This is a genomic window from Sagittula sp. MA-2 (assembly GCF_030126985.1).
Taxonomy (GTDB): Bacteria; Pseudomonadota; Alphaproteobacteria; order Rhodobacterales; family Rhodobacteraceae; genus Sagittula.
Genome location: NZ_CP126145.1, coordinates 1551268 through 1570560, shown reverse-complemented (window position 1 = coordinate 1570560; position 19293 = coordinate 1551268). Strand labels below are relative to the sequence as shown.

The 19293-nt window shown below is 68.8% G+C and carries 17 protein-coding genes; 8 read left to right on the top strand and 9 right to left on the bottom strand.

Going from position 1 to position 19293, the window contains the following annotated elements:
- Nucleotides 1-239: 239 nt before the first annotated feature.
- Nucleotides 240-698: a DNA polymerase III subunit chi gene (locus tag QNI11_RS07860; RefSeq protein ID WP_283982980.1), complete on the bottom strand. Its 459-nt coding sequence runs from the start codon at nt 696-698 to the stop codon at nt 240-242.
- Between the two features lie 85 nt (nt 699-783).
- Nucleotides 784-2250: a leucyl aminopeptidase gene (locus tag QNI11_RS07855; RefSeq protein WP_283982979.1), complete on the bottom strand. Its 1467-nt coding sequence runs from the start codon at nt 2248-2250 to the stop codon at nt 784-786.
- A gap of 197 nt (nt 2251-2447) precedes the next feature.
- Here QNI11_RS07855 and lptF point away from each other — a divergent pair, with 197 nt between their 5' ends.
- From lptF to rsmA, 6 genes are all read left to right on the top strand, one after another.
- Nucleotides 2448-3578, top strand: a complete 1131-nt coding sequence (lptF, locus tag QNI11_RS07850; protein WP_283982978.1) for an LPS export ABC transporter permease LptF — start codon at nt 2448-2450, stop codon at nt 3576-3578.
- On the top strand, nt 3575-4669 hold the full coding sequence (lptG, locus tag QNI11_RS07845; protein WP_283982977.1) for an LPS export ABC transporter permease LptG: 1095 nt from the start codon (nt 3575-3577) through the stop codon (nt 4667-4669). Before lptF ends, lptG begins: the two co-directional genes overlap by 4 nt.
- A complete protein-coding gene (locus tag QNI11_RS07840; RefSeq protein WP_283982976.1) occupies nt 4666-6930 on the top strand; it encodes an LPS-assembly protein LptD in 2265 nt (754 codons plus the stop codon). Before lptG ends, QNI11_RS07840 begins: the two co-directional genes overlap by 4 nt.
- Nucleotides 6921-8156 (top strand): peptidylprolyl isomerase, encoded by a 1236-nt coding sequence (locus QNI11_RS07835; protein ID WP_283982975.1) that lies wholly within the window; start codon nt 6921-6923, stop codon nt 8154-8156. Before QNI11_RS07840 ends, QNI11_RS07835 begins: the two co-directional genes overlap by 10 nt.
- 194 nt (nt 8157-8350) lie before the next feature.
- A complete protein-coding gene (gene pdxA / locus QNI11_RS07830; protein ID WP_373418443.1) occupies nt 8351-9295 on the top strand; it encodes a 4-hydroxythreonine-4-phosphate dehydrogenase PdxA in 945 nt (314 codons plus the stop codon).
- A 188-nt stretch (nt 9296-9483) separates the two neighbouring features.
- Nucleotides 9484-10323: a 16S rRNA (adenine(1518)-N(6)/adenine(1519)-N(6))-dimethyltransferase RsmA gene (gene rsmA, locus QNI11_RS07825; RefSeq protein WP_283982973.1), complete on the top strand. Its 840-nt coding sequence runs from the start codon at nt 9484-9486 to the stop codon at nt 10321-10323.
- An 81-nt stretch (nt 10324-10404) separates the two neighbouring features.
- Here rsmA and QNI11_RS07820 read toward each other — a convergent pair whose 3' ends face one another.
- From QNI11_RS07820 to prfA, 3 genes are all read right to left on the bottom strand, one after another.
- Complete coding sequence (locus tag QNI11_RS07820; protein ID WP_283982971.1) at nt 10405-11172, bottom strand: DUF4167 domain-containing protein; 768 nt, start codon at nt 11170-11172, stop codon at nt 10405-10407.
- A gap of 209 nt (nt 11173-11381) precedes the next feature.
- The gene (gene prmC, locus QNI11_RS07815) at nt 11382-12227 is read right to left on the bottom strand and encodes a peptide chain release factor N(5)-glutamine methyltransferase (RefSeq protein ID WP_283982970.1); all 846 of its coding nucleotides are present in this window, start codon (nt 12225-12227) and stop codon (nt 11382-11384) included.
- 39 nt (nt 12228-12266) lie between these two features.
- Entirely contained in the window at nt 12267-13316 is a 1050-nt protein-coding gene (prfA, locus tag QNI11_RS07810; protein WP_100927078.1) for a peptide chain release factor 1, read from the bottom strand.
- Between the two features lie 103 nt (nt 13317-13419).
- Here prfA and QNI11_RS07805 point away from each other — a divergent pair, with 103 nt between their 5' ends.
- A complete protein-coding gene (locus QNI11_RS07805; protein ID WP_283982969.1) occupies nt 13420-14088 on the top strand; it encodes a glutathione S-transferase family protein in 669 nt (222 codons plus the stop codon).
- A gap of 21 nt (nt 14089-14109) precedes the next feature.
- Here the strand turns inward: QNI11_RS07805 and QNI11_RS07800 are convergent, their stop codons facing one another.
- From QNI11_RS07800 to QNI11_RS07785, 4 genes are all read right to left on the bottom strand, one after another.
- Nucleotides 14110-14526 carry a DUF1499 domain-containing protein gene (locus QNI11_RS07800; protein WP_100927080.1) on the bottom strand — a complete coding sequence of 139 codons (417 nt, stop codon included), beginning with the start codon at nt 14524-14526 and terminating at the stop codon, nt 14110-14112.
- A gap of 105 nt (nt 14527-14631) precedes the next feature.
- A complete protein-coding gene (speB, locus tag QNI11_RS07795; RefSeq protein WP_100927081.1) occupies nt 14632-15606 on the bottom strand; it encodes an agmatinase in 975 nt (324 codons plus the stop codon).
- Nucleotides 15607-15974: 368 nt separating this feature from the next.
- Nucleotides 15975-17138 (bottom strand): M20 aminoacylase family protein, encoded by a 1164-nt coding sequence (locus tag QNI11_RS07790; protein ID WP_100927082.1) that lies wholly within the window; start codon nt 17136-17138, stop codon nt 15975-15977.
- A gap of 142 nt (nt 17139-17280) precedes the next feature.
- Nucleotides 17281-18426 carry an amidohydrolase gene (locus tag QNI11_RS07785; protein WP_283982968.1) on the bottom strand — a complete coding sequence of 382 codons (1146 nt, stop codon included), beginning with the start codon at nt 18424-18426 and terminating at the stop codon, nt 17281-17283.
- 64 nt (nt 18427-18490) lie between these two features.
- On the opposite strand from QNI11_RS07785, the gene mazG reads away from it, so the two are divergent.
- Nucleotides 18491-19291 carry a nucleoside triphosphate pyrophosphohydrolase gene (gene mazG / locus QNI11_RS07780; RefSeq protein WP_283982967.1) on the top strand — a complete coding sequence of 267 codons (801 nt, stop codon included), beginning with the start codon at nt 18491-18493 and terminating at the stop codon, nt 19289-19291.
- Nucleotides 19292-19293 lie beyond the last annotated feature (2 nt).

Genomic DNA, 19293 nt, shown 5'->3' with positions numbered 1-19293 from the left:
GAAGTTTGGGAATAAGGGCTCGATCCTGCCGCTCGCGGCATTCTTCACGAATGACCGCTCGGCCCCTGCCTTGGCCTTCGGACCTGGCGCCGCGCTCCGGGTCAGCGATGTGAAACCAGAAGCCGGTCTTGCCTGGCATCTGACCCGAGCGCCCGCACGATTTTAGAAGAAAATCGTGCCCGCCCCCGGCGCCAACGCGCGGCACTCACGATTTTCGGCGAAAATCGTGGGGCGCCCGCTCAGGCCTCGGCCTTCTTCTCCCAGCGTCCGGACTCTTCGGACCAGTATTGCGCCTTGCACCCGGCCGAGGTCAGCGCCTTCCACTGGCCGCGCGCCGCCTGAACCGCCGCGCCGTCGCCGCCGTCGAAGAGGATGCACACCCGCTCCAGCGCCTCGGTCTCCTCGGGGCGGATCTCCGCCCCGTCCACCGCGATCAGGCAGGAAGGCGCGTTCGGCGTCTCCAGCGCCGTGGTCAGCAGCACCGGCTGCTCCGCGTCGAACTTCCCGCCCGCCAGCCCGTGCGGCAGGAAGCCCTCTTCCGGCTCCAGCCACAGCTTCGCGTCGAGCCAGTCGAGCCGCGCCGGATCGGTGCCGCGCACCGCCACCCGCCAGCCGCGCTCCAGCGACTTGGTCAGCAGCATGCCGAGCGTCACCTCCAGCGGCTGGCGCGTGAGGTGGTAGAAGAAGACCGCGCCCATCAGGCCTCCACCGGCCGGAACCGGGCGCAGCACACCACGCGCGCGCCCGGCGGGATATGTGCAGCCAACGGCGGCACGCCCCGGATCACTCCGTCTCGAACTTGTCGCGCACCAGCCGGTCGAGCGACATGACACCCCATCCGGTCGCGCCCTTCGGCGCCAGCGCGGTGTCGGCGCTCACCTGTGCCACGCCCGCGATGTCGAGGTGGATCCAGGGGGTCCCCTCCTTCACGAAGCGCCGCAGGAACTGCGCCGCGGTGATGGAGCCCGCGGGCCGCCCGCCGATGTTCTTCATGTCGGCCTTCTGGCTCTTGAGCATGTCGTCGTAGGCCTTGCCCATCGGCATCCGCCACGCGCCCTCGCCCTCGGCCTCCGCCGCTTTCAGGAAATCCCCGGCAAAGGCGTCGTCGTTCGAGAAGACCGCGGCGTTCTCGTGCCCCAGCGCGATGATGCAGGCGCCGGTCAGCGTGGCAAGGTCGACGATGGCCGCCGGCTTCTCGCTCTCCTGCGCATGCCAGAGCACATCGGCCAACACCAGCCGCCCTTCGGCATCGGTGTTGATGACCTCGATCGTGTCGCCCTTCATCGAGGTCACGATGTCGCCCGGACGCTGCGCGCGGTCCGAGGGCATGTTCTCCACGAGGCCCACCATGCCGACCACATGCGCCTTGGCCTTGCGCAGCGCCAGCGTCTTCATCACGCCCGAAACCACGCCCGCGCCGCCCATGTCCATGGTCATGTCTTCCATGCCCGCGGCGGGCTTCAGCGAGATGCCCCCGGTGTCGAAGACCACGCCCTTGCCGATCAGCGCCAGCGGCGCGCCCTCCGCGCCCTTCCAGCGCATCACGACGACCTTGGACGGCATCGCCGAGCCCATGCCGACGCCCAGCAGCGCGCCCATGCCCAGATCTTCGAGCTTGTCCTCGTCCAGCACCTCGACCTCCAGCCCGAGGTCGCGCAGCGCCTCCAGCCGGTTGGCGAATTCCACCGTGCCCAGCACGTTGGCGGGTTCCGACGTCAGGTCGCGGGTGAAGGCCACGCCTTCGGCCACGGCCTTGACGGCGGCAAAGGCGCCCTCCGCCTCCTCGACCGATTTCACCATCAGCGTGGCGGCGCCCAGCGGGTCCTCCGCCTTCGACTTGCGGGCGGTGAAGGCATAGCCGCGCAGAGCGATCCCGAGGCCCATCTGCGCCACGCGCTTGGTGCCGTCGACGACCACGGTCAGCTCCTTCGATCCGGCGGCCTTGGCGAGCGCGGCACCGGCCTTGCGGGCCTCCGTCACCGAGGGGCGGCGCGGCAGCTTCACCACCAGCGCCACGTCCGCCGCCATGCCCACCGGCCAGGCCAGTGCCATCGCCTCGCCCGCGCCCAGCTTCTCGAAGGCCTCGCTGTCCAGCGCCCGCTTCACCGCGCCCTTGGTCAGCCGGTTCAGCCGCCGCGCGCCCGGGCCCATGGTGCCCTCGGCAGGCACCAGCACCGCCACGGCGCCCGCCGCCCCGGCCAGCGCTTCGAGGTCGGTCTCGGCAAAACGGATGTCGCGCAGCTCTGTCATCTTGGGTTCTCCTTGTCGTGTGCTGAGGGGCGGCCTCCGCCGGCCCCGGCCCCGCACGGTCCGCGCGGGCGTCGTTGAGCGTGTCCTTGCCCAAAGACCTAGCCGCGCCCGTCGCGGAAGGCCAGAGCCACCTTCCCCCCGCCTGACCTTTCGCCTAGACTGCCCGCCAACCAGAAAGGACCGGGGGGTTACACGGCGTGCAGAGATTCGACAGATATGTTCTGTCGCAACTGATGGTGCTTTTCGGATTTTTCGCGCTCGTGCTTGTGTCCGTCTACTGGGTGAACCGCGCCGTGGTGCTGTTCGACCGGCTCATCAACGACGGCCATTCCGCCCGCATCGTGCTGGAGTTCACAGCCCTGTCGCTGCCCGCGGTGATCGCGCTCGTGCTGCCGATGGCAAGCTTTGCCGCGGCGGTCTACGTCACCAACCGGCTGTCCGGCGATTCCGAGCTGACCGTGGTCAAGGCCACCGGCTTCTCGCCGTGGCGGCTGGCGCGCCCGGTGCTGGTCTTCGGCCTCACCGTCACCCTGATGATGAGCGTCCTGACCCATGTCCTCGTGCCGCAATCGCTGAAACAGCTCCGGATGCGCGAACAGGAACTGTCCAGCTCCGTCTCGGCGCGGCTCCTGCGCGAAGGCACCTTCCTGCATCCCTCGAAGGGCATCACCTTCTACATCCGGGACATCACCCCCGAAGGCACGCTGCAGGACGTGCTCCTGTCGGACCGGCGCCAGCCGGATCGCGACATCATCTACACCGCCGACCGCGCCTACCTGATCCGCGACGACGAGGGGCCGAAGATGGTCATGCTCGCCGGTCTCGCGCAGACCATGGACATGACCGAGATGCGGCTGTCGACCACCAACTTCTCGGACTTCACCTACGACCTCACCGGGCTGATCACCGCCAGCCCGCAGAAGCGCCGCAAGCTCGACGCGATCCCCACCACGGAACTGCTGTTCAACACCGACGGTATCGCCGTCGAAACGGGGGAGGAAACCGGCGAGGTGCTGGAAGAGGCGCACATGCGGTTCCAGGGGCCGCTGCTCTGCGTCGTGGCGGCGCTGATCGGCTATTCCGCCCTGATGGTCGGCGGCTTCTCGCGCTTCGGCGTGACCCGGCAGATCGTCTTCGCCATCTTCCTGCTGGTGGTGGTGAAACTGGTCGAAAGCGCGGTCACCGACCCCGTGGTCCGCTATCCCAAACTCTGGCCACTGATCTATGCCCCGAGCGCGACCGGCCTCGCCTTCACGTGGGCGCTGCTCTGGCAGGCCTCCCGGCCCTTCCGGCCGAAACGCATCCGCACGACGGAGGCCGCCGCGTGACCCTGCACGTCTACTATGCCCGCCGCTTCCTCTGGCTGTTCCTCAGCATCTTCGCCGTCTTCGCGCTGTTCCAGGCGCTGCTCGACCTGATCGACGAACTGCGCCAGCTGGGCGATGAGGTCAGCTTCGGCGAAACCCTGCAACTGGTCATCCTCAAGCTGCCCGAGGGCCTCTACGAGATCCTGCCGCTGGTGATGATCCTCGCCACGGTGGCAATGTTCATCGGGCTGTCGCGGTCCTCCGAACTCGTGGCGACCCGCGCCGCCGGTCGCTCGGGCCTGACCGCGCTCATGGCACCGGCCACGGTGGCGCTGCTGATCGGCGCGCTCATCGTCGCCATGATGAACCCGATCGTCGCCGCCACCTCCAAACGCTACGCCGACCTGCGCGAGGCATACGAGTCCGGCAACACCTCCGCCGTGTCCTTCGGGCCGGAGGGCCTCTGGCTGCGGCAGGGCGGCGAAGACGGCCAGTCGGTGATCCGCGCCGCCCGCGCCAACCCGGAAGCGACAGAACTTTTCGACGTCTCCATCGTCACCTACGCGCCCGACGGCGGCCCGGCCATGCGCATCCAGGCCGAAAGCGCAGCCCTCGCCGAAGGCGCGTGGCACCTGACCGACGCCAAGGCCTGGCCGCTGACCCCCGGCCTCAACCCCGAGCTCGGCGCGCGCATCCACGACGAGTACGAGCTGCCCTCCACCCTCACCCGCGAAAGCATCCGCGACAGGTTCGGGCGGCCCTCGGCGGTCGCGATCTGGGACCTGCCGCAGTTCATCGCCGGGCTGGAAGAGGCCGGTTTCTCTGCCCGCCGCCACATCGTATGGTATAACATGGAGCTGGCCCGGCCGCTGTTCCTCGTGGCCATGGTGCTGGTCGGCGCGGCCTTCACGATGCAGCCGACACGGCTTGCGCGCACCGGACTTGCCGTGCTCTCTGCGGTGCTGCTTGGATTCGGGCTTTATTACGTGCGAAGCTTCGCGCAGATCATGGGCGAAAACGGCCAGCTCGCCCCGGTTGTCGCGGCATGGGTGCCCCCCATCGCCTCCGTCCTGCTGGCCATGGGACTGGTCCTGCACATGGAGGACGGATGACACGAGGAAGACGCATCGTGCCGCTTCTGCCGCTGGCCACGCCCCCGGCGGGGCAATCGCCCCGTGCGCTGACGCGCGCCGCCCTCCGCGCCGCGGCCTGTGCCGCGCTCTGGCTTGCGCCCCTGCCCGCCCTCATGACGACGGCCACCCCTGCCGCCGCCCAGCAGGCGACGGAGGAAGAAGAGGCGCCCGCGCTCCTCGTGGCCGACAACGTCTTCATCGACGGAGAGGAAACGCTGGTCGCCACAGGCAACGTCGAGGCGCTGCAAGGCACGACCCGGCTGACCGCATCGGCGATCACCTATGACCGGGCCGACGACAAGCTCTCGATCACCGGGCCGATCCGCATCACCGATCCCGAACAGGGCGTCATCATTCTCGCCTCCGAGGCAGAGCTGGACGAGGGCTTCCGCAACGGCCTCCTGAAGGGCGCGCGCATGGTCATCGACCAGCAGATGCAGCTTGCCGCGGTCGAGGCGCAGCGCGTCGACGGCCGCTACACGCAACTGCGCCGCGTCGCCGCCACCTCCTGCCAGGTCTGCGGCAGGAACCAGGTGCCGCTCTGGCAGATCCGCGCCGCCCGCGTGGTGCACGACCAGGAAGAGCGCCTGCTCTACTTCGACGATGCGCAGATCCGTCTGCTCGACGTGCCCGTGTTCTGGCTGCCGCGGCTTCGCCTGCCCGACCCGACGCTCGACCGGGCGCGCGGCTTCCTGTTCCCGACCTTCACCTCCTCGACGCTGCTGGGCTTCGGCGTGAAGGTGCCGTACTTCATCCCCATCGGCGACCACCAGGACCTGACGCTCGCCCCGCACCTGACGACCAAATCCCGCACGCTCGAATTCCGCTACCGCCGCGCCTTCCGCAGCGGGAAGCTGACGCTGACCGGGGCGCTGTCTTCCGACAGCTTCCGGGACGAGCAGCTGCGCGGCTACATCTTTGCCGACGGGGTCTTCAGCCTGCCGCGCGACTACACGCTGACCTTCGCGCTGCGCTCCGTCTCGGACGAGGCCTACCTCAACGACTACTCGATCGAGGACAGCGACCGTCTGGCCAGCACCGTGACCCTGGCCCGGGTGCGCACCGACCGCCGCATCAGCTTCGGCCTGACCAGCCACCAGACCCTCCGCCAGTACGAGGCGAACGCCACACAGCCCGGGCTGACCGCTTCCATGCACACCGACCGGCGGTTCCTGTGGTCGCGCGTGCCGGGCGAATTCCGGCTGTCGCTCGAAGCCAGCGGCCTCTACCGCGAAAGCAAGCTCGACGTCGACAGCGACGACGCCGACAACATCACCGACGGCCGCGACACCGCGCGGCTCAACATCGACGGCAGCTGGCGCGAGCGCTGGACCATGGGCCCCGGCTTCCGGCTGGGTCTCGAAGGCCATCTCTGGGTCGACCACTACATCACCGACCAGGATGCCGCCGTGCCCGACCGGATCACCCGCGTCACCCCCGGCGCCTCGGTGGAACTGCGCTGGCCGCTCCAGCGCAAGGGCATGAACGGCGGCCGCACCCTCCTCGAGCCTGTGGCGCAGATCGGCTGGGTCGGCGGATCGCGCGCGAAGAACGCCAACGAGGAATCGACCCGCGTCGAGTTCGACGAGGCCAACCTGCTCTCGCTTTCCCGCTACCCCGCCGCCGACCGTCGCGAGCACGGCATGACCTTTGCCGCGGGGGTGCGCTGGCTGCACGAGGCGCCGGGCGGCTGGTCCGCCGCGCTGACCATGGGCCGCCTCTGGCGCGAGGACATCGACTCGGAATTCACCCGGTCCTCCGGTCTCGACAGCCTCGAAAGCGACTGGCTCATCGCCGGGCGCTTCGCCAACCCGCTGGGTATCACGCTCACCGCGCGCGGCCTGCTCGACGAGGACAACCGCTTCACCAAGGCCGAGGCGCGCGCCGGCTGGTCCAACACCCGCATGGACCTCGGCGCCTCCTACGTGCTGCTGGTCACCGACCCCGACGAGCTTCGGGACAAGGCCGTTTCCGAATGGACCTTTGACGGACGCTACCGCGTGACCCGCCACTGGGAAACCTCGACCGAGGTTCGGTACGATCTTGCCGACCGGCGCCTTGACCGCGTGGGCCTCGGCTTGCAATACCGCAACGAATGCATCCAGGTAGACGTCGGGGCGACACGCGAATTCGCCTCGGCCACCAACCTGGAGCCGTCCACGGACATCCAACTGACCGTCGCGCTGCACGGCTTCGGCGCCGACGACAGTGCCAAGGAGTATCGCCGCATATGTCGCTGAAAACCTCTCTCACCGCCGCGTCGCTTGCGCTCGGCATCGCCATTGCCGCTGCGCAGGGCACCCCCGTTGCGGCACAGAGCCTCTTCTCGCCCGTCGTCATCGTGAACGAGCAGGTCATCACCGGCTACGAGCTGGAACAGCGCAAGCGGATGCTCCAGGTCATGCGTGCCCCCGGCGACCTGAACAAGGTGGCGCGCGAACAGCTTATCGACGACCGCCTGCGCCTGCAGGCTGCCCGCGACGCCGGCATCCAGCCCTCCCCCGAGGAGATACTCGACGGGATGGAGGAATTCGCCAGCCGCGCCAGCCTGACCCGCGAACAGTTCACCCAGGCGCTGGCACAGGCCGGCGTCGACGAGGAAACCTTCCGCGACTTCGTGCGCGCGGGCGTCTCCTGGCGGATGCTGGTGCAACAGCGTTTCGCCGGGCGCGCCAGCGTGTCCGACGAGGAGGTCGACCGCGCCCTCGAGGGCCAGAACGGCACCTCCAACGTGCGCGTCCTGTTGTCCGAGATCATCATGCCGATGCCCCCGGGCCAGGAAGAGGTCGTCCGCGAACGGGCCGAGCGCATCGCGCAGCTCGACGACACCGGCGCCTTCTCGGCGCAGGCGCGGCGCTTCTCCGCCACCGCCTCGCGCGGGGCGGGCGGGCAACTGCCGTGGCGCTCGCTGTCGGAACTGCCGGGGCCGCTGCAACCCATCGTGCTGGGCCTCGCGCCCGGCCAGGTCTCCGACCCGATCCCGCTGCAGGGCGCCATGGCGCTCTTCCAGCTCCGCGCCATCGAAGAGGGCGAATACCAGTCGCCCCCGACCGCCGCCGTGGAATACGCCGCGTACTACATCCCCGGCGGCCGCACGCCCGAGAACCTCGCCAAGGCGCAGGGCATCGCCGACCGGACCGACCGCTGCGACGACCTCTACGGCGTGGCCAAGGGTCAGCCGCCGGAAGTGCTCGACCGCGGCACGCTGCCGGTGAACGAGATCCCCACCGACATCGCCTACGAGCTGTCGAAGCTTGACCCGGGCGAGGTGTCGACCGCGCTGACCCGCGCGGACGGCCAGACGCTGGTGCTCCTGATGCTCTGCGGCAGGACCGCCGGGATCGCCGAAGACGAAGGCCCCGACCGCGAACAGGTCTTCGGTTCCCTGCGCAACCAGCGCATCGGCCAGCTTGCCGAAGGCTACCTGTCGCAGCTCCGCTCCGACGCCACGATCGTCAACCAATGACGCGGCGCGGCACGGGGACCGGCAACGCCCTGGGCGAGACGGCGGAAAAGGTCGATCCCGTAACCTCCCCGGGCGCCAGCGAGGCGCCCGACGGCGGCGAGACGACCATGGTCCGGCAGGCGTCCTCCGACCCGGTGCCGGACCCGGAGGCCCGACAGACCGACAAGGCCAAGGCGCCCACCGCCCCCATCGCCATGAGCTGCGGCGAACCCGCAGGCATCGGCCCTGAGCTGGCCGAACGCGCCTGGGAGATCCTTGGCGAGAGCCTGCCGTTCTTCTGGATCGGCGAGCCGTCGCACCTGCCCGGAACCGTGCCCCACGTCCTGCTGGCTGATCCCGGCGAGGCGGTGGAGGCCGCGTCGCGCGGACTGCCCGTGCTGCCGCTGCCCATGCCCGGCCCCCGCGTCCCGGGTGAGCCGCAGGCGGCCCATGCCCCCGGCGTGATCCAATCCATCGAGGCGGGCGTGCGCCACGTGCTGGACGGCCAGGCCGCCGCGCTCTGCACCCTGCCGATCCACAAGCAGGCGCTGGCCGAGGGGGCGGACTTCGCCTATCCCGGCCACACCGAGTTCCTGGCGCACCTGGGCGGGGTCGACGAGGTGGTGATGATGCTGGCCTCCGACCGCCTGCGGGTGGTGCCGGTGACCATCCACATCGCGCTGGCCGACGTGCCTGCCGCCCTGACGCCCGAGCTGCTGGAGCGCCGCATCCGCATCACCCACGACGCGCTGGTGCGCCAGTTCGGCGTCGACCAGCCGGTGCTGGCGGTGGCGGGGCTGAACCCCCACGCCGGCGAAGGCGGCCGCATGGGGCGCGAGGACATGGAGCTGATCGCGCCGGTGCTGGCAAAGCTGCGCGCCGAGGGCATGCTGCTGAACGGCCCGCTGCCCGCCGACACGATGTTCCACGCCCGCGCGCGCGAGGACTACGACGCCGCGATCTGCATGTATCACGATCAGGCGCTGATCCCGATCAAGACGCTGGACTTCGACGAAGGGGTGAACGTCACGCTGGGCCTGCCCTTCGTGCGGACCTCGCCGGACCACGGCACCGCCTTCGACATCGCGGGCACCGGCATCGCCAACCCGACCTCGACCATCGCCGCGCTGCGCATGGCTTCCCGGCTGGCGCGCGGCTGAAGGCCCCGGCGGCAGGCCCCGACTGTGGGGTGGTCTGCTTGCGCCGCGTTCCGCGTCGCCACGCGCAGGGGGGCGCCGCCCCCCTGCACCCCCCGAGGTATTTCTGCCAAGATGAAGGGGACGGTCGGGGCGGGCGGAGCCGGTGTCGCGGCGCTTGACGCGCCCCGGTGGCTGGGCGATGGAACCGCATGAGCCAGATCGACAACCTGCCCCCCCTGCGCGACGTGATCGCGACGCACCAGCTTATCGCGAAGAAGGCGCTGGGGCAGAACTTCCTCCTGGATCTCAACCTGACGGCGCGCATCGCGCGCATCCCCGGCGACCTGTCGAAGACGGACGTGCTGGAGGTCGGCCCCGGCCCCGGCGGGCTGACGCGCGGGCTGCTGTCGGAAGGGGCGCGCCGGGTGCTGGCGATCGAGAAGGACGCGCGCTGCCTGCCGGCGCTTGCCGAGATCGCCGCCGCCTATCCCGGCCGGCTGGAGGTGATCGAGGGCGACGCGCTGGAGATCGATCCGCTGGCGCATCTGGAGCCGCCCATCGCGATCTGCGCCAACCTGCCCTACAACGTCGGCACGGAGCTGCTGATCCGCTGGCTGACGCCGCCCGAATGGCCGCCGGTCTGGTCGTCGCTCACGCTGATGTTCCAGAAGGAAGTGGCGGAGCGGATCGTGGCGCAGCCGGGCGGCAAGGCCTACGGGCGGCTTGCGATCCTGTCGCAGTGGCGCACCGATGCGCGCATCGCCCTGACCCTGCCGCCGGGGGCCTTCACCCCGCCGCCGAAGGTCAGCTCTGCCGTGGTGCACCTGACCGCCCTGCCCGAACCGCGCTATCCGGCCAACCCGAAGACGCTGGAACGGATCGTCGCCATGGCCTTCAACCAGCGGCGCAAGATGCTGCGCGCCGCGCTGAAGGGGGCCGCGCCCGACATCGAGGACCGGCTGCGGAGCGTCGGCATCCCGCCGACCGAACGGGCCGAGCAGGTCCCGCTCGAGGCGTTCTGCGCGCTGGCCCGCACCTTCGACCACTGACGCACGGCCGCGCTCCCATACCGGAAACGAAAAACCCCGCCGTATGGCGGGGCTTTCATTTCAGCACTCTGAAAGCTGCGTTTATTCCGCGGCATCCGGGGTGGAGTCACCCGCGGGTGCCTCTGCCGCTGCGGGGGCCTCCCCCTCTGCCGCATCCTTCTTGACCGGCTTCTTGCGGGTCGAGGGCTTGCGGGTGCGCGGCTTCTTCGGCTTTTCCTCTGCAGCGGGCGTGTCGGACGCGGGGGCCTCCGCCTTCACCGGCTCGGGCTGGGTCTCTGCCCGGCTTTCCGGCGTGTCCACGAGGCCCGGGCCGTCGTCGTCGCTGCCGAAGTCCACCACGTCGGAGGGGCGGTTGTCGGAGGTGTCGCGGCCGCGCGTCTCGTTCCGGGACGGGCCGCCGGAGTGGCCGCCGTTCTGGCCCCCGATCTGGCCGCTGTGCTGGCCGCCGTTCTGACCGTTGTTCTGGCCGCCGTTGCCGGAGCCGTTGCTGTCGTCGCGGTCGTTGCCCTGATCGTCGCCGCGCTGCGAACGGTCACGGTCCCGCTGCGCCTGACGCTCGCGGTTTTCCTTTTCCTGCTGCTCGCGGCGCTGGTCCTGCTCGCGCTGCGCCTCGCTCAGCATGCGCATGTAGTGCTCCGCGTGCTGCTGGAAGTTCTCCATGTTGACGCGGTCGTTGGCCAGCCCGGCGTCGCGCGCCAGCTGGTTGTACTTGTCGATGATCTGCTGCGGCGTGCCGCGCACCTTGCCCTCCGGTCCGTTCGAATCGAACACCCGGTTGACGATGTTGCCCAGCGAGCTGCTGCGGTTGCGGTTGTTCTTGTTCCGCGAACGGGATTTGGAAGAGCGCATACGTTTATCTGGTCCAGCCTGTTGATACGGCTTGGTGACATTCGGGCGCGTCCTGCGCCAATCTCTGTCTCTGTCACCTTCATGTTGGCTTGTCGTCAGCGGGAGCGGCGGATGCCGCTCAACAGCCAACTGAGCCTGAATAATCATATGGACCGGGGTTCGGCAAGCGCAAATGCCCCCAAAACGCCGAAATTTGCGTGGAAAACCCCTCAGAATGGCGAATTCACGCCCACGATGACCCTGTCGCGCCCGTCAATGTCGGGAATGACCCGCACACCGCGCAGCCCGGCGCGGGCAAAAAGCTTGCTGACCGCCATCCCCTGGGAGGCGCCGATCTCGGCCACCAGCCGTCCGCCGGGGGCAAGCCAGCGCGCATGTCCCGCCAGGATCGCGTGATAGGCGCTCAGCCCGTCGGCCTCGTCGGTCAGGGCAAGGCGCGGTTCGTGGTCGCGCACCTCCGGCGACAGGAAGGGCATCTCGTTCACCGCGATGTAGGGCGGGTTCGACACGATCAGGTCAAAGCGTTCGTCCATCTCCCCCAGCGCGCCGTACCAGCTGCCCTCGCAGAACTCCGCCCGGCCCTCCAGTTTCAGGGCGTTGCGGTTCCAGTGGGCGACGTTCAGCGCGGCGGGGCTGATGTCGGTGCCATAGCCCACGGCGTCGCCCCGTTCCGCCAGAAGGGTCAGCAGGATGCAGCCCGACCCGGTGCCGAGGTCCAGCACCGTGCCGAAGGGTTCGGACAGCGCGACCTCGATCAGCGTCTCGGTCTCCGGGCGCGGGTCCAGCACCTCGGGCGTGACCAGGAAATCGCGCCCGTAGAACGCCCGCCGCCCCACGAGGTGACTGACCGGCACCCGGTCGGCGCGCCGCTCGATCAGCGTCAGGTAGATGACCTCGAGGTCGGGATCGACCTCCTCGGGCAGGAACAGCGTCAGGCGGCCCGGCGGCACCTTCAGCACATGCGCCATCAGCCGCCGGGCGTCGCGCCCGGGATCGGCCACTTCGGCGGCGGTCAGCCGCCGCGTGGCCTGCGACAGGAGGTCAGCGGCGCGCATGGCACCCCGCCTCTGTCCGGTATTGCGAAAGAGCCGCCATCACCCGTCCATTTCCGCCAGTAGCGCCGCCTGGTGTTCCGAGATCAGCGCGTCGATGATCTCGTCGAGATCGCCGCCCATGATCGCATCCAGCTTGTAGAGCGTCAGGCCGATACGGTGGTCCGTCATCCGCCCCTGCGGGAAGTTGTAGGTGCGGATGCGCTCGCTCCGGTCGCCCGAGCCCACCTGCGCCTTGCGGTCGGCCGACCGCGCGGCATCCGCCTTCGACCGCTCCAGGTCGAACAGCCGGGTGCGCAGGACCTGCATGGCGATCTCGCGGTTTCGGTGCTGCGACTTCTCGGACGAGGTCACGACGATGCCGGTCGGCAGGTGGGTGATCCGCACCGCCGAATCCGTGGTGTTGACGTGCTGCCCGCCCGCGCCGGACGACCGCATGGTGTCGATCCGGATGTCCGACGCCGCGATGGCGATGTCGACCTCCTGCGCCTCCGGCAGCACCGCCACCGTCGCGGCAGAGGTGTGGATGCGCCCGCCCGATTCCGTCTCCGGCACGCGCTGCACGCGGTGCACCCCCGATTCGAACTTCAGCCGGGCAAAGACCCCCTCGCCCACGACCCGCACCACCAGCTCCTTCACTCCGCCCAGCTCGGACATCTGTTCCTCGATGACGTCCCAGCGCCAGCCGCGCGCCTCTGCATAACGCTGGTACATCCGCGCGAGGTCGCCCGCGAACAGCGCCGCCTCGTCGCCGCCCGTGCCGGGCCGGATCTCCAGCACCGCCGGGCGGGCGTCCGCCGCGTCCTTCGGCAGAAGCGCAAGCTGCACGGCCTTCTCTGCCGCGGGCAGCGCCGCGCGCAGCTCCGGCAGCTCCTCTTCGGCCAGCGCCCGCATCTCCGGGTCCGCCAGCATGGCTTCCGCCTCCTCGATGTCGGATGTCAGCCGCTCCCACTCCGCGATCTTGCGCACCACGGGCGACAGCTCGGCGAACTCGCGGCCAAGCGCCACGATGTCCCCGCCGCCGGTGGCCATCTGCGCCTCGACATATTCGAGCCGCGCCTTGATCTGGTGCAAACGGTCAGAAGGGATCATGGCGCCCTGCTTGCCCGCAAATCGCAGGCGCGGTCAAGACGGCGCGGATTGACGCGCGCCAATCACGTTGATATCAACCCTAATGCAGCGAGAGGAGACGGACATGAAGAACATCACCATCACCGCCTACGACTGGGTGCCGGATTTTGCCCAGGGCCACGTCCGCGACCTGCGCGTCCGCTGGGCGCTGCGCGAAGCGGGGCTGCCTTACGACGTGGAACTGATCGAACAGGGCAAGCAGACAGAGCCGGGGCACCTCGCCCGCCAGCCCTTCGCCCAGGTGCCGACGCTCGACGCCGAGGGGGCCGCGCTCTTCGAAAGCGGCGCCATCGTCTGGCGCATCGCGGAACGCTCCCCGGCCCTGCTGCCCGGGGACACCGCCGACCGCGACCGCACCCTCTCGTGGTGCTTCGCCGCTCTGAACTCGGTCGAGCCCTTCGTGGCGCAACTGGCCTTCCTGTCGATCTTCGCCAGGGAAAAGGAAGCCGCGGGCCGCATCGTGCCGCAGGTCACCGCGCTGGTCGAACGCAAGCTCTCGCGCCTGTCCGACGCGCTCGGCGACAGCGACTGGCTGGTCGCCAACCGCTTCACCGCCGCCGATGTGCTGATGGTGACGGTCCTGCGCGACGTGCCCGAGGACACGCTTGCCGCCTACCCGACCCTCAGGGCCTACCGCGACCGGGGCACGGCACGTCCCGCATTCGCGGCCGCCCTGGAAGAACAGATGCAGCCCTTCGCGGAACACGCCCCGCGCTACGAGAAAGCGTCCTGAGGCACCGGCACCGGGCGCGGCCTAGTCGTCGCGCCCCGCGCCAAGCTGCGCCAGCCAGCCCTCGACGCGGTCGCGGTTCACGCCCATGTCGGCGCGGCCGAAGCGCAGCCGCGCCCACAGCTCCAGCACGCCGTCGCTCAGCTTGACCGTTGTGTAATCGGGAAAGCCCATCCACTGCGAGCGGGTGATATAGGTCACCTGCCCCTCCGACACGCTGCCGTCCAGCACCTCCGTCCGGGGCGTCGCAAGGATGATCGCGTTCAGCCGCTCGAAAACCGGCTCACCGCCCGGAATGCGCCGCCGCACGCCGTCGGCCAGGTCCTGGTCCGCCGTCACCTGCGGATCGACGTTCCAGTAGGCAGGATCGGACGGCGCAAACCGGATCCACGCCAAGCCGCCAATGACGCACAGCACCACGAGATAGAAGAATAAGCGCACGTCTCCACGTCCTTCCGGGATAACAGGTTCCGCATCTGCACGGTTCGGCGCGATTCTGAAAGTGCGGGACGCGCCAGGTGGCGCGCCTTCGCCGATATCCGGGCGTCAGCCGGAAACCGCCTTGCGCCGCCGCCAGCCCCACAGGCACAGGATCTCCGTCGCCACATGCGCCGCGGCCACGGCCGTCGCGCCGGTGGTGTCGAACGGCGGAGAGACCTCCACCACGTCGCCGCCCTTCAGGTCGAGCCCGGCCAGACGCCGCAGGATCACCGCCGCCTGGTGGCTGCTCAGCCCGCCCCAGACCGGCGTGCCGGTGCCGGGCGCAAAGGCCGGGTCCAGCGCGTCGATGTCGAAGGTCAGGTAACAGGGCGCCTGCCCCACGATCTCGTGCACCCGCTGCGCCACCTGCTCCGCGCCGATCTCGTGGACCTCCCGCGCATCGATGATGTTGAAGCCCAGCGTGTCGGGGTTGTCCGTCCGGATGCCGATCTGCACCGACCGCTCCGGCACGACGATCCCCTCCTTCGCGGCCTTGTACATGAAGGTCCCGTGATCGACCCGGTTGAAGTCGTCGTCGGCCCAGGTGTCGGTGTGGGCGTCGAACTGGATCACGCTCAGCGGCCCGTGTTTCTTCGCATGGGCGCGCAGGCAGCCCCAGGTCACCGAATGGTCGCCCCCCAGCGCCACGCAGGCCGCGCCCGCGTCGAGGATGCCGCTCACATGCGCCTCCACCCGCGCGGGCACCTCGGACGGCATGGCATAGTCCAGCGCCATGTCGCCGTAGTCCGCGATGGCGCATTCCGACAGCACGTCGAAATCCCAGCCGTAGGGCTTGTCCATCGTCTGCAGGAGCGAGGCCTCGCGGATCGCCCGCGGCCCCAGCCGCGCACCGGGCCGGTTGGTCACCGCCTGGTCGAAGGGCAGCCCCGTCACCGCCACGTCCACCCCGGTCAGGTCCTTGGTGTACTTCCGCCGCAGGAAGGACGGCGCCCCGGCAAACACGTTCTCGAACGAGGGGCCTTTCAGGTCCTCGCGGGTGAAGGCGTGATCGATCTGCGTCTTTGCCTCTTCCAGACTCATGGGTCGCTCCTGTTTCTTCCCGTTCCGAGGTCACATGGCGCGCACAGCGCCGTCAAGCGCAACGGCCCGCAGGCCGGGCTTTCAGGCCGGCACCGCGCCGGCGGGCGGCATTCGTTAACAAGGGTGACGCAACGTCACGTGTACCGCGGGGGACCGCCGGACCAAAGGTTAACAACCGGCCGGTTCGACCCCCTCAACCGGCCGGTTCACCCCTTATGGCGCGTCAGGAAAGGTTAATTTCCGTCAGGACTGGTGAACCCGCTTGCGGATGTGCCCGCACCGCGCCACCACATGCTGCGGCGCACGGCGGATTAACCCCGCCGCGCGCCCCCCGAACGATCCGTTCACCCGCCCCGCCGGGCCGCGCGTTAACCAATCGGCAGCGCGCGCTCCACCAGCCGGGCGAAAAAGCTCGCCCCGATCGGCGCGATGCGGTCGTTGAAATCGTACTTCGGGTGGTGGCAGATCGGCGTGTCGCCCTGCCCCAGGAACAGGTAGGCTCCGGGCCGCGCCTGCAGCATGTAGGAGAAATCCTCGCCCGGCATGATCGGCGGCGTGTCCTCGTCGACCATCTCGGCGCCCACGACCTCGCGCGCCACCTCGGCGGCAAAGGCCGCCTGCTCGGGGTGGTTGATGGTCGGCGGATAGCCGTCCTCGTAGTCCAGTTCCGCGGTGCAGCCGAAGCTGCGCGCCTGGAACTCCACGATCTCCGCCATGCGCGACTTCACGGTGGCCTGCGCATCGGTGTCGTAATAGCGCACCGTCCCGTTCAGCATCGCGGTTTCCGGCACGATGTTCATCGCCGACCCGGTGTGGATCTGCGTCACGCTGACCACCACGCGGTCCAGCGCGTTCACGTTCCGGCCAAGGATCGTCTGCATCGCCATCACCATGGAGGCCGCCGCGACGACCGGGTCCACGGTGTTCTGCGGCTGCGCGCCGTGACCCCCTATGCCCTTGATATGGATGGTGAACTCGTCGACACCGGCCAGCAGCGCGCCGTGGTTGGTGTTCAGCGACCCTTCGGGCGCGCCCGGCGAATTGTGGATGCCAAAGACCTCTTCGATGCCGAAGCGGTCCATGATTCCCTCTTCGACCATGATCCGGCCGCCGCCCTCGTTCTCCTCAGCCGGCTGGAAGATCAGCGCCACACGTCCGGCAAAGTTACGGGTGTCGGAAAGGTACTTTGCAGCGCCCAGCAGCATCGTCGTATGGCCGTCGTGCCCGCAGGTATGCGCCAGCCCCGGAACGGTCGAGGCGTAGTCCGTCCCCGACAGATCCTCCATCGGCAGCGCGTCCATGTCGGCCCTGAGCCCGATGGTCCGCCCCGGCGCGCGCCCTTCGATGATCGCCACCACGCCAGACCGGGCGATTCCCTCGTGAATTTCGGTGATCCCGAATTCCTTCAGCTTATCAACGACAAAGGATGCGGTCTTGAAGCAGTCGAGCCCCAGTTCCGGGTTCTGGTGCAGGTGTCTGCGCCACCCCGTCATTTCCTCTTCCAGCGCCGCGATGGAATTCACGATGACCATATGCGGGTCTCCCTAGCGTGTCCTTATTGTCGCGCGCACACTGCTCCGGTTCCCGGGAAAACGGAACCCTCGGACTGACGTTAATCGGTCGTTCATTGACCTTTCGTCAACCTATGCCAGAATGTTGGTGGAAAAATGATCACTATGCGTGTCTCCGTTCCACCAGACGTGCAAAGAAACTTGCCCCTATGACCGCCGCATCGTCGTTGAAATCGAACTCCGGGTGATGGACCGAGGGGCCAAGCCCCTGCCCCAGAAAGAGAAAACTGCCGGGCCGGGCCTCCAGCATGTAGGAAAAGTCCTCCGCGCCCATCTCCGGCGGCATGTCGTCCACGACCTTCCCGGACACCTCGCGCGCCACCTCGACGGCGAATCCGGTCTGTTCGGGGTGATTCACCGTGGGCGGATAGTTCCGGCGATAGTCCAGCTCCGCCTCCACCCCGTGCATCGCCGCCGCGCCCGCCACGATCTCGGCGATCCTCTGCTCCACCCGGTCGCGAACCACGGGCGTCAGGCTGCGCACCGTGCCCCCCAGCGTCACCGCGTCCGGTATGACGTTCGGCGCCGTCCCGCCATGGAACTGCGTAAGCGCCACCACAAGGCTGTCGAGCGGATCGATGGACCGCGGCAGCGCCTGCAACGCCTGCGCGATGGCCACCGCACAGGGCATCGGGTCGCGGCATTCGTGCGGATAGGCGGCGTGGCCGCCCTTGCCCCGCACCGTCAGCGCATAGTCGTCCACCGCCGCCATCAGCGACCCCGGGTTGGTCCGGAAAACGCCAAGCTCCGCAAAGGGATCGGTGTGCAGGGCAAAGACCTCCTCGACCCCGTGCCGGTCGAAGATGCCGTTCTCCACCATCAGGCGCCCGCCTCCGATCGTCTCTTCGGCCGGCTGGAAGACAAGGATCACCTTCCCCCGGAAAGCCCTTGTTTCGCATAGGTATTTCGCCGCACCCAACAGCATCGCGGTGTGCCCGTCGTGGCCGCAGGCGTGCATCTGCCCGTCTACTCGCGACGCCCATTCGGCGCCGGTCGCTTCCCGGATCGGCAGCGCATCCATGTCGGCCCTGAGCGCGGTCACCGGCCCCGGCCCGCAGTCGATGACCGCGACCACACCGCTTTCCGCGATGCCGGTCTCGATCCGGTCGACGCCGAATGCCTTCAGCCGTTCGACCACGAAGGCCGCCGTCTTGTGACAGTCGAGGCTCAGCTCCGGGTGCATGTGGATGTGGCGCCGCCATCCGGCCATCTCCTCGGCAAACCCGGCAATCCGGTTCACAACCACCATCGTCTGGACTCCTTCCGCCCGATCCCGCACACCGAAGCGAAACCCCAGCCGAGGGAGAAAGGCAATGACAGACCTGATCCACGACCCCAAGGGCGGCATGCCGCGCCTGCTTGAGATCATGCGCCGCCTCCGCGATCCCGAGACCGGCTGTCCCTGGGACCTGGAGCAGGACTTCGCCACCATCGCGCCCTACACCATCGAAGAGGCCTACGAGGTCGCCGACGCCATCGACCGCGAAGCCTGGGACGAGCTGAAGGGCGAGTTGGGCGATCTGCTCTTCCAATCGGTCTTTCACGCGCAAATGGCGGAAGAGAAAGGGCTTTTCTCCTTCGACGAGGTGGCCGACACGATGTCCGACAAGATGGTCGCGCGGCATCCCCACGTCTTCGGCGACGAAAGCCGCGACAAGTCGGCCGACCAGCAGACCGTCGACTGGGAAAAGATCAAGGCCGCCGAACGGGCGGCCAAGGCGCAGAAAGGCACGCTCGACGGCGTGGCCCTCGGCCTGCCTGCCCTGATGCGCGCGGTGAAGCTGCAGAAGCGCGCCGCCCGCGTGGGCTTCGACTGGCCCCACGCGGGCCACGTCATGGACAAGCTGGTGGAAGAGCTGGAAGAAATCCGCCAGGCGGAGGACAAGGACCAACAGTTCGAGGAATTCGGCGACATGCTTTTCGTGGTGGCCAACCTCGCCCGCCATCTGGACATTGACCCGGAGGCGGCGCTGCGGGCGGCCAACGCCAAGTTCACCCGCCGTTTCAAATACATAGAGAACCGTCTTGCAGAGGACGGCCGCCGGCCCGAGGACAGCGACCTCGAAGAGATGGACGCCCTCTGGGATTCGGCAAAGTTGCGCGAAAAAGCCTGAGC